Here is a 12,223-nt window from a genome sequence, read left to right as displayed (position 1 = left end):
CCTCGATGGTATTGCCGCAGCATAAGCGGCTGCGGCACGGCTTCCCGCACTAATCAGAAAAAACATATTTGGTATAGGCTTCAGGTCCAAAGTACAAAACGCCGCTAGATGGTGATAAACCCGGTGGTGTTTTGTGCCTTGAATCCTGAATGTTAATGACTACTGCCAATTGGCCGCCAGCACTGGCGCCAGAGTGGTTTGGTAATCCTGCGGCAAACTGATTTGACCGGCTGAAGGCGGCGCAAAGGCGGCCATGGCGATGACCAGGTTTTCCACCTGGCTGTCGAGGAGAGTCAGACCATCCGAAGTCGTGAACTGCTCGACATGATAGGTCGAGCAGGAATACCAGTTGTTGATCGTCACCTTGTCGTCGGTGCCGATCAAGCTGAGCTCCAGAGTCGAACCGACATGGCGGAACCAGATTTGCTCTTCGATAATGCCGGCACCGAAGGCTAATATGTCCGTATTACCGTCCGTTGTATCGAAGTCGCTCAGTATATCGGCGCCGTCACCCTTACCGAATAAGTAAATATCGTTACCGCCTCCGCCATTGAGAGTGTCGTTGCCCTCACCGCCCATCAGAATGTTGTTGCCCTTATTACCAGCAAGCGAGTTTTCCAGCGTATTGCCGGTACCATTAATATCAGACGTTCCTTTGAGCTCCAGATTTTCGATGCCATCACCCAGTATATAACTGTAGATGGATTGCACAGTGTCGATACCGCCGGTGTCTATCACCTGATCTGTTATCGTACTTTGCTCAATCCAATGGCTGCTGCCGGAGGTTTTCCAAGTGCTATCAATGCCTGCCGAAAAACTGTCTTGCAGGATGATGCCGCGTTGTTGACTGACGATTTGGACATCATCGTACAACACATAATTGCCCGCTTGATGATTCGGACCGTCACGGTCGCCATACATATATGCCCAAAGCTGGTCATCATGTTTGAGGGTGACGCTAACGCTGAGCGTTTCCCACTCCCCCGTACCGTCCGTTACTGTGGTGTATTTGTAGTTGTCGTATTTATCTGCGCCACCGGCATCTCCGATGAAAAGTCTGGCTGTTACGCCGGGCTCGCTCTGGTAGCGCGCGCTGAAGGTAACGGTATCACCCTGCTGAAAGGTACCCAGGTTACTCGCTACCGAACTGTTGGTGCCAGCCATATAGTCAATCTTAAGCGCCCCTTCACCGCCATCGTTCAACACGTAAGTATCATTGCCGTCGCCGCCATCTAAAATATCGTCGCCATTGCCGCCGTTGAGGCGGTCATTTCCGGCACCACCCAGCAAGGTGTCGTTACCTTCACCACCCATCAAAATGTTGTTGCCACTATTACCGGTAAGCACGTTGTCAAGTGCATTGCCGGTACCGTCGATGTTTGCGATTCCTTTGAGCAGAAGATTTTCGATATCTGCGCCCAACGTGTAACTGTAGTTGGATTGCACAGTATCAGTACCACTAGTATCGACCACCTGATCCGTGCTTTGCTCAATCCATTGACTGCTACCGGAGGTTCTCCAATTGCTATTAATACCTGTCGCAAAGCTATCCTGCAGAATAACGCCTCGCTGTTGACTGACGATTTCAACGTCATCGTATAACACGAAATTGCCCGCCTGACGATTCGGACCGTCCCGGTCGCCGTACATATACGCCCAAAGCTGGTCATCATGTGTGAGGGTGACGCTTACGCTGAGGGTTTCCCATTCCCCGGTACCGTCTATTACTGAGGTATATTTATAGTTATCGTATTTATCTGCGCCACCGGCATCGCCTAAGAATAGCCGAGCTGTGACGCCGGGCTCGCTCTGGTAACGCGCGCTGAAAGTAACGGTTTCGCCCGCCTGAAAGGTGCCCAGGTAACGCGATACCGAACTATTGGTGCCGGCCACATAGTCAATCTTAAGCATACCTTCGCCGCCGTCACTCAATACATACGTATCGTCGCCGGCACCGCCTATCAAGGTATCGTTGCCATCCAATCCATTGATGCGGTCGCTGGTATTGGTGCCGGTGATGACGTCATTCGCAGCCGTACCATCCAAGTCAAAACCACGGGCCAATAGTTGCTCAAGGCTTAGAACTCTGCCGTCGCTAAACGTAAAGGTATCAATAGAGGAACTGTTGAAGACATCGTCCGGATTGAAACCTTCAATATGCACTTCGTTGCCGTTGCCCAAATCCAACATCAGCGAACCCAATCGCAGAGTAATATCATTTGGCGTTATCCCAGGGCCGAATCTGATGGCGTTGTTGTCTCCCACGGCATCAACGATGCTATCGCGGCCATCATTCAAGTTTATGATATACGTGTCCTGGCCGGCACCACCTTCTAATAGGTCGTTACCCGCACCGCCGACCATGCCATCATCGCCCTCCGTGCCTTGCAAGACATCATCGCCGGCAGTACCGACCAGGGCAGGATTAACCGTCAAACAAAAGCTATCGCCGACCGATGCGCCAAAGCGATCAGTCGCGGTGACGAAAATATTGTATGAACCCAACATATCAGCGCCGGGCAGACCGGTAAACGTGCGTGTTTCCGGATCGAAGCTTAACCAGTCCCTCCAAGTGGAAGAAGACTCATAGGTGAGAACATCGCCGGCATCGAGATCAATAAAGGCATCCTCTGGCAATGTGTACGAAAAGGCTACGTCTGCAAATACTTGTTGATCGACCAAGGGACTATTCAGTATCGGGGCATTTTGAGGCGATGGACCGGCCAAAGCCAGTATTTGATCCATCGTCATTTGACTACCATAGGCGAATTCGAAAAACTCCACGCCGGTGTTGAACCAGCTGTAGGCATCCGGTCGCGGCATGACGATTTTAATAACCGAATTGGTTTGCCAACCGATATTCAGGGTTTGAAACAAAGTGACATTGCCATCGTTGAAGGGCGAAAAATTCTCGCTACCCCAGGAAAAGTTAAAATCAGACAGATTTATGTCGTCTCCGAATACCACGCTGTCGCCGGAGACATCGCCACCTCCATAACCAATGTCGTACAGTAAATCCGTACCGCTATCCTCGGTTTCGAAATAATATCGATCATTGCCGGAACCGCCCGCCAGTAAGTCATTGCCGGCACCACCGAACAGCCAGTCGTCACCATCATCACCGGTCAGAGTATCGTCGCCTAATCCGCCGTATAGATCATCGGGATTCGCCTGGCCCGTCAATACATCCGCATCAGTGGTTCCCAATTGGATGTTGCTGAATCGGTTCACCGTGGGTCGAACTGGCATGCCGGGCAATGCCAATAATTGCTCAATGGACATTCGGCTGCCGTCAGCGAATTCTAAAACTTCAACACCGGTTTGATCCCAACCGTTACTCTCAACAATTTGGCCATAACTATTTATAAATGGAGTGGACATCACCACTCTAGCCACCGCATCCGGTTGCCAGCGGATATCCAGGGTCTGAAACCTTCTTACCCATGATTCGTCGTAATTTCCGTAGTTATAACTTGGCAAAATTTCATCACCCCAGGAAAAACTCAGATCGGATAATGCAATACCCTCGCCGAACGCAATAGTGTCATCGTAAAGCGATCCGCCATAACCCACATCATAGACCAAGTCGGTACCGCTATCGCCCGCCAGAAAATAATAACGGTCAGTGCCACCTTCACCCCGCAGCATGTCGTTACCCCGACCACCGACTATGTCATCGTTATGAGAAAAACCGCCTATGATCAAATCGTCGCCCTGACCGCCGTCCAACCAAGTTTGACCCGCCACATCGCCTTGGTAATCAATATAAATTCCAGTCGAATAGGCCCTAATTGTGTCGTTACCGCCGCCGCCATGCACGATGCCGATGTTGCCATTAAACCTTATGTCGTTATCGCTGTTGCCGCCATTGACAATGCTGATCTCAACCCGATAGTCATACGCATTGATTGCTAAGGTGTCCGGTAAGTTGGGCAGATTGTACATACTCTGTGCATTGCTGCCGGCGATGTCATACCCTGTGCCGTCGGCTTCAATAATCGAGACCGGAGTAGCTGTAAATGTAGTAGTGGTGGTCGTCGTCAGGTTATAGGTTGGCGTTTCGGTAATCACGTACGGGTTTTCAATAGCGATACTACTGCCCCCCGAAGCCGCTATCAGTGCCAGTAACTCTTCAATGGTATAAAGTTTTTGTGAATAATTCACTGCGGTTGAGGTATATAACTGCGTGGATACGGCTTGCAGCTCATGCCAAGTTACCTGCACATTTTTTGGTAAATAGCCGGACCCACTATACGTATAGTTGATATTGGCGTCGTCGCTGGTATAAGACGAAACGCTCACGCCTCCCTGCTTCAATCCATAACCACCACTCAAACTGTAATAGCTGGTGTTGGTAGGCACATAGCCGGTATAGACGTCCGCACGGGTATAATCGCTGGTTTTCTTACTGAGATTAATCTGCAGATCACTCATCCAACTGCCGTCGGCTTGTTGCAGCATGCCGGCAGCCTGATAGCCCCGGTAGACCTCATCGGTGACCTGCGATTGAAAAGCGTCTTGCAAACGCTCCAACTCGCTCCGACTGGCCCGATAAGCCTCGTTATCGGCCAAAACGCCCACTAAATCCCGAGAGCCCCCGCCATTGACGGATACTTGCCAGTCGTGCGGCATGCTGTAGAAATTTTTCAGGGTCAGGCTGTCGGCTGCACCGGTTACCCCCAGCAACAGATCGTCGCCGATCCGGTTGCCGGTCAGTCGGGAGAGGTCGAAGCCGCTTACTTGGATAATCGAACTTTCATCAGCCATTTCAAATATTCGGTCGGCACCGCTCCCTAGGGTAAAGCGGTAGGTATCCGTGCCTACCTCGCCATACAGGTCGTCATCGCCGCCGTTACCGGTCAATAAATCGTCGCCGGCACCCGCCATGATAATATCGCGGTATCCGCTGCCGGTCAGCGTGTCGTTACCGGCACTACCGGTTTGCGGCGCAATAGCCAATCCCAACAAGGTATCAGCCGTGATGGTCTCACCGTCGGCAAACGCAAAACTGTCTACCCGTGTGGCTGCATCGTTATACCAACCGGTAATAGTGATCGCGTCGGCCAAGCCGGCTACCGTGACCGACAGGTCGCCGTTGGGGCGGCGATTGAATAGTACATCGCTCGAAGTAATGCCCACGCCGAAGCTGACCCGGTCTTGTCCGCTCAGATTAGCATCATCGGTTTCCACTATCGTGTCGTGACCGTCGCCCAGCCTGTAGCGGTAATCGTCCGAACCCAGGCCGCCCTCTAATTCATCATCGCCTCGACCACCCCACAAGGTATCGTTACCGGCATAGCCATACAGCTTATCAGCGGTTTGGCCGCCAAACAGGGTATCGTCATTGTTGGTGCCGACTATATTGCCGGTCCCACTTCCGGTTCGATAGCTGAGCAAAAAGTCGTCTGTAGTCAACCGCGTACCGTCGGCAAATTCGAAGCCGAAACTGCTGTAGCCTTGGGTGATGGTGGCCAGTTCGACACCTGCCAGGGTTAAGGTCAGTGCGGTTTGGCCGGCAAGGGTCGAAACGCTAGCGGTCAGTTGGTTGGGGTCGATATCGCTACCGAATTTGATCAGGTTTTGCCCTTGCGTGTCGGCGATCTTATCACCACCTGCGACCGAGGTCAGTTGATAACTATCGTCGCCGCTACCGCCCAGCAGCAAATCCCGTCCGGCACCGCCGATCAAGGTATCGTCGCCATCGCCACCATCCAGGATATCGTCGCCGTCACCTCCATTTAGAACATCGTTACCGGCATAGCCGTAGAGTTTATCCGCACCCAAGGCGCCATTGAGCGTATCGTTACCGCTACCGCCGTATAGGCTGTCGGCGCCTGCGCCGCCGTATAGCTTGCCGCCATTATTACCAAGCTGCAACGACACGGCCCCCGTCAGTTGATTGCCCACCAGAGTTTCCAAATCCATTTCGCTGCCGCCGGCAAATACCAGGGTGGCGTCCATATATAGCGCATTTGACAAGGTAATGGTTTCACCGTTATCCAGAGTTATAGCTAAGTCGACACCGTTTTGATCGACCTTGGACAACGCATTGTCAGCCGCCAAGCCGGAGGCTTGACTCAGGTGGATGATGCTATGGCCCAAGATGTCATTGATGGTGTCCTCAGCGGTTACATCCAGATAAACATCGTCGTCTGCACCGCCCTGTAAAATGTCCGCCCCGGCACCGCCCAACAGTGTATCGTTGCCTTCGCCGCCATCGATAATGTCGTTACCATCACCGCCGTCCAGATAATCCATGCCGGCACCGCCGCTAAGTTCGTCAGCATCCGCACCGCCTTGCATGATGTCGTCGCCCGCTTCGCCAAACAGATAATCAATACCGGCACCACCGAGCAAAATGTCGTTTTTGCCGCCGCCAATCAGGGTATCGCTGCCGTCGCCGCCGACCAGATAATCTTCACCTTCGTCTGCTTCAAGGGTGCCGTTGTGATCGCCATATAAGACATCGTCACCGAGTCCGCCGAACAGATTGTCGTTGCCGCCGCCGCCCACAAGTTTGTCATTTCCCGTGCCGCCATCCAGATAATCGTCACCGTCTTCCAACGGACTAGACACACCGGCATTGCCATATAGTTCGTCGTTACCGTCACCTCCCAACAGGAAGTCCTTGTCTTCACCACCGAACAGGACATCGTTACCGACGCCGCCATCGAGTATGTCGTTACCACGGTTGCCGATTAACCAGTCATTACCCTCGCCACCGTAGAGTATGTCATCGCCGCCGACGGGATTGTCGTAGGCAGTGCTCCGGAAATAAGTCAGGGTATAGGTTGAGTCATTATTGCTGTTGATGGTTGAGCGGAAAACATCCCAGTCCAAATTGGCGTTGCCGGTCTTATCACCGAACAAGTTGTCGTCGCCACCGCCGCCTATCAGCAGATCCGCACCACTACCGCCCAACAGCATATCGTTGCCGCCGTCGCCCAGCAAGGTGTCGTCATCGTCTCCGCCGTACAGCCAGTCGCCGCGCTGGTCGGTGGCGGCTTGGGTATCGGCTTGCGCCAATGCGTCCGCCACGCTGATTTCCACATCGGCGTACAAAAAATCGTTGCCGCTGCCACCATTCAAGACGTCGCTGCCGGCACCACCCTCTAATAAATCGTCGCCACCGCGAATGGCATCCAGGATGTCGTCGCCGCCAAAGCCCTGTAGCTTGTCGTTGTCGGTGCTGTCGTAAAGCGAATCCTCATGGTCGGGATCGGGCTGCTCGGGGTCGGTGATGACATTGCCCAGCGCGTCGTAACCGAGCTGGATACCGTCGGTGTTGGGGTCTTGGTCCAGGGGTTTGAAGTCGCCGGTTACGGTAAGAATAATTTCAGGCTCAGGTGGAGTGACGCTTTCGAGCGTGATGCCCAGTACATCGGCATGCCAGTTTTTCACGATCAAGGTGTTATCGGCGGTCGCAATCAGCAAGTCCTGCGTGCCGTCGGCTTGAGTCACCAGGTTGTAGCCGATATGGTGCTGGCGGTCTTGCCAGGTTTGGCCTGCTTGTATCCATTGATTGGCTGCGACATCGGTTTGGCCTTTGATTTGAACGCCATTTAGGGTGATTTTTCCCAGGCCGTCAGTATCGAGGATGGTATCCATGCCGTCGCCGGCGATAAAGGCGTAAAGGTCGCTACCGGAGCCACCTTCCATATAGTCGTTACCCTTGCCACCGGTCAGTAGGTCGTCGCCGGAGGCGCCATAAAGATGGTCGCCTAGATTGCCGCCTTGAAGTTGGTTGGCTTGATCATCGCCGAAGATAATATGGTGGCTGTTTTCTCCCAGCGTTTCAGGGCCGGTGAGAATCAAATGAGTACCGTCAATAACACCTGGTAATGTATAGTCTTCGAAGATTTGGTCGGCGAAGATAGCGCTAGCGAAAGAGGCATCGTCGAGATTACGTTGCAACAAGTGACTTAACATTTGCGCTCGGTCGTTGAGCCATTGTTCGGTGATTTGGCCGTGACCGGTTTTCGCGTCGTAAAGATCGAGTTCGCCATTGCCGTTGTGTCGGCTGTAATCGGCATCGACGAGGACAAACGGGTTTAAATGCAACAACGCGTAGCGAAAGGCAATGCCTTCCGCATCCGTTTGCTTGGCTTTTTCCACGCATTGAGACGCGCCCACATCGTTAATCAACACCACATCGGTTAAACCGTTAGCGGATTGATAACTATCGCTGTCTTTGATGACGTTCATGGCTTGGTACAGTGCTTCCCGGTTATCAGTGGCAAGGTCGGCGATTTTTATGCCGGTATCGTACAAGTCCACCAAGGCGTTGACCAAATTCTCCAAACTAGAAGACGCTTGGTTGCTGGCAGCTTCGAACAGCGGTTTTAACTTCTCCAACACTGGCCCCGGTGTCGCAACTAGCAAACCGCTATCCAAACGAATGAATAAATCGTAAACAGCCAAGCTGTCAGTCATTTGGCCGGAACCATGGCCGAATGTTTGTTGCCAAGGCTGACTTTGCTCCACAAATACGCCGTCGGTATGACCTTGTTGAACCAGGCCCAATTCGCTATCCATGGTAATGAATTCGGGATTCGCTTCGGCATAGAGATTATTGATGGCGTTGGGATCGAACTGAGCCGAACCACTTAGCTTCTCAAATAAGTTGGCAATATTGCCTCCGGCATTCAGGCTCAAGCCCGGAAAAAAGCCCGTTGCGTAACCAGCGCCATTGATGGTTAGCGCTTCCGCGTTGCCACCAAACAAGCGGGTAAACGCCGCCGCTAAATGGCCGCCCAAGCTATGGCCGGTCACATCAACCAACGCGCTATTAATATCCACATCCCCTTTCGCACGTGGATCGTCGGCACCGAAGACAAGATCGGAGTGGTCGAACTCGACTTGTCGTACGCGGCCACTCGGCGAGTCTATGATGTAACCTTTTGAAGCCATCAGAATATCGTAAGCAACTAATAATACGGGAGAACCTATCATGGTCAATCGCAACGCGGTTTCGTCAGTTAATGTCACCAACTTAGCCGCTTGATAAGTTTTGTCTTTACCGGTATTGATGCGTTGCCAATCATTATAGAGATCGATAATTTGGTCGATGGCCAAGCCGTCCATCACAATATCGCCACCATCGGCAACGAATAAGTCGTCTGACCCCATGGTGCCGCGAATGGCGTAAACATATTGGCCGGATATATAGCCACTGATAGGATCGTCGTCAATCCGTTGAAAGAGCGTGGCGGAGAAGCCGTTAGAAGTGTCGGGTTGATGAGAGGCGACTTGCCAGTGTGCTGCGAATTCATTGGCTTGGCTTAAAGAAAATAGTGAACTGTTATCAAGTGCCTTACTCATAGTATCTGGATTTATGGTGCCATTAACTGACGCGACTGTGAAATCAGCGTAGCTTGCTTCCGCTAGTTGACCTAATTCGAATAATTTTGTTGTAGCTGTCATTATTAGTACTCCATTACAAGAATTTCGTTAAAATATTTTGTATAACCTGTTTCCTGCATTTCATCAGCCATAGATTGATGGCCACAGAAATTTCCTTTCATCCAAAACTTAATGTTTCCAAAGTCATTCGGATGATAATAAATGCTAAAACTAACAAGCTGTGCCAGTCGCTGATCGTTCAAAATATCAGAAAAATAATAAATATCTTTATGCAGTGGAAGTATGGATAGTACAGGCGCCTCGGATTCTAAACCATGATAGATTCTAGGATTTAACATTTGCACTTTTCTGGTCGGATCACTTGGCAAGGATTTAAAAGGCATGCTTATTTTTTGTTTTTCTATCAAAGGCCTTAAGCTTTCATTGGATAAATTTGGATTTTCGTGTTTCCATTGTTCTGGCGTCTTAAACACAGTAAATCCCGCCTGAGTATCGCAATAATATTTATAAGCAACCATCGTCGGAATCCAATCCCAAAACACCAGGTTGTACATGATAAAACCGGCAAGCCCACCCCATAACCATACTCTTCGTTGATGCCGTCTCGCCCAAGCCATAGCGGCCTTCACGACACCTACGGAAATTAATAAATAGATGCCGAGAAAAAATATGATCGCGATTAATTCCATTGCTAAATATCTATATTCTGGCTAATGTCGCGAAGGACAAGACGCAATAACCAACGGGCATTGCGCCGTATGTTCAAACTAGTTAAATTCATATAAATCTCCGTCTATTCCAAGCCCATAAGATTCGCCAATAGAATACTGCTTACGCAAGGAGGCGCATAAATAACTGGGGTCAGAGTAAAATTAAACTTGCAACTCGTCATTAATGGTCTATCGGTGAAACAATTTCGACCGAATTTCAATTTCGCCGGCCATCCGTTTTTAATCGTGGCATCGTATGGGGGTGTTGAGCGCAAACCACGTTTGCCCGGCTTCACCATCGTCGGTATGCCTGCGTTCTCGATTTTGACTGTTCTACTTTTCATGCAATGTCCTTATTCAGTTTTGTTTGCCAGCCGGGTGCTTGCTTGCTGCATCCGGTCATCCCTGTCGATTAGGTGCGAATTTGAATTAAGAAACCCAATAAATGATCTCTAGCTTTATAAGTGAGGTGACCAGAGATGTGATTCTGCCTTGCAATTTTTCCGCTGTCCACAATTTTGTGAAGTTCTTGCTGTTTTTTCTGGAATTTTATTCCGTCGTGACGCGGATGATTCTGGTCGTGGGTTAACTATGCCAGTAACAATATGACTGCTCATTACGGTGCTTTGGTTTGCTCGCTTGCTTTGCTTTCCGGCAATTGCGCTTCTATCATCCGCACCGCCTGATTCAACGTTTGCTCGGGATTAAAGCCGACATGGCGGTGGGCAAATTCTTTAGCTTGTTGCCGGTACGCGGGGGTTTGTAGAGTTTGTTCCAGCAGCTCGCTAAATTGCGTTTCGCTTCGGGCTTGCTTGGCGGTTATTCCGGCGCCGATTATTTCTACGCAACGGCTCATCAAATATTGTTCGACGTTTTGCGGCACCAATAGCATCGGCACCCCGGCCAGCAGGCAAGCGTTTACCGTGCCTGCTCCGGCATAGGACACAGCCAAATCGGCTGATTGCAATAGGTTGTCGTTCAATGCAAGGGGGTGGGCATGGAGACGAAAACGATTGGAGGCCAGTGCTTCGACTTGGCTGTGACGGATGGCCGGCGCGGCAACGATGACTTCCGCCGTAAGTTTGGATAAGGCCTGCAATAAGGGATCAAAACCTGGCACACTGGGCCTTAGATAAGCGAATATATGCGGTCTGTCCGGCTCTCGCCAGTTTTCCTGTTGTTCTGTGAGGCCGGAACATAGAGGGCCGGCGTAGTTTTCACCGTCGCGCGGGCCGTAGTGGTCCAGTTCGGCAAAGTTGGTCAGCAAGGTGTCGGCGTAGCGGAATAATTCGCCTATACGATGCAGTTTGGGTCTGCCGAATGATGCGGTTAAGGCATTCAGGCGATCCAATACACGGTCTTCGGCTTGCTGCAAACGGTCGAGCCCGATGTTGTCCCATGGTCGGATCGACGGCAGCGGTGAGCGATCCGGTGGTATTTCGAAGCCGCTGCCTATCATTGCCGTCGGTAATCCGGCCAAATAAGCGGCGAACAGCGCGGTCGGGGCATGATCGATGACGACGCAGTCGGCACGCAGCAAACGCATCAGACTTAACCAGCTACGGACCATGCCACATAAGGTTGTCGGGTCGGTATATCCCGAGGCCAACAGGATTTCGGCATAATTGGCTGGCAGTTGTGACGGACGCCGGTTTGCGGTATCGAAAGGGGCCTGGGTATAAGCAAATCCCCGAGGTTCTAATAGCCGAGCAGCAATCGAGGTATCGCGCACGGCGAAAAAAACCGCATGTCCTTGCTTGCGCAGTCTTTCGGCAATAGGTAATTGGCGGGTCAAATGGCCGTAATTGGCACCTAGCTCCCATGCAAATAAGATTCGACTCATGTCAATAGCACTTTAGTCGTCCTAAACTTTGATTTATAAGCTAACGAAAGGGTCAAGCATTTAAAAACAAGACATCGCATAAATTGACACTGCTTCGGCTGATGAGGTTATAACCCTGCATAAGCTTTATGCTTTTCCTGTTGGATAATTATGGGGCTATTAAAGCAAAAAAAGCTAACAATATTAGAAGCTTTGTCATGTCAGTTTTTCTGCTAAGAGCTGACATTCAACGGAGAGTGTATTTCAATTCTTCAATGTCTCTTGATGGCCGCTATGCATAGAAGATAATTGGACTAAACCGCTTCGC

Annotated in this window: 3 protein-coding genes; all 3 read right to left on the bottom strand. The window is 51.0% G+C overall.

The window, feature by feature from the left end:
• Positions 1-159: 159 nt before the first annotated feature.
• Entirely contained in the window at positions 160-9,423 is a 9,264-nt protein-coding gene (locus A1359_RS23140) for a calcium-binding protein (RefSeq protein WP_066980873.1), read from the bottom strand.
• A 2-nt stretch (positions 9,424-9,425) separates the two neighbouring features.
• Positions 9,426-10,052 (bottom strand): alpha/beta hydrolase family protein, encoded by a 627-nt coding sequence (locus A1359_RS08310; RefSeq protein WP_066980870.1) that lies wholly within the window; start codon positions 10,050-10,052, stop codon positions 9,426-9,428.
• 637 nt (positions 10,053-10,689) lie between these two features.
• On the bottom strand, positions 10,690-11,916 hold the full coding sequence (locus A1359_RS08305) for a glycosyltransferase (protein WP_066980867.1): 1,227 nt from the start codon (positions 11,914-11,916) through the stop codon (positions 10,690-10,692).
• Positions 11,917-12,223: the final 307 nt, after the last annotated feature.

Origin of the sequence: Methylomonas lenta (genome assembly GCF_001644015.1) — a bacterium.
Taxonomy (GTDB): Bacteria; Pseudomonadota; Gammaproteobacteria; order Methylococcales; family Methylomonadaceae; genus Methylomonas; species Methylomonas lenta.
This window is presented reverse-complemented; position numbering and strand designations above follow the sequence as displayed.

Coding starts and splice junctions, on each gene's coding strand:
- A1359_RS23140 (WP_066980873.1), bottom strand. CDS start 9,423: ATGACAGCTACAACAAAATTATTCGAATTAGGTCAACTAGCGGAAGCA.
- A1359_RS08310 (WP_066980870.1), bottom strand. CDS start 10,052: ATGGAATTAATCGCGATCATATTTTTTCTCGGCATCTATTTATTAATT.
- A1359_RS08305 (WP_066980867.1), bottom strand. CDS start 11,916: ATGAGTCGAATCTTATTTGCATGGGAGCTAGGTGCCAATTACGGCCAT.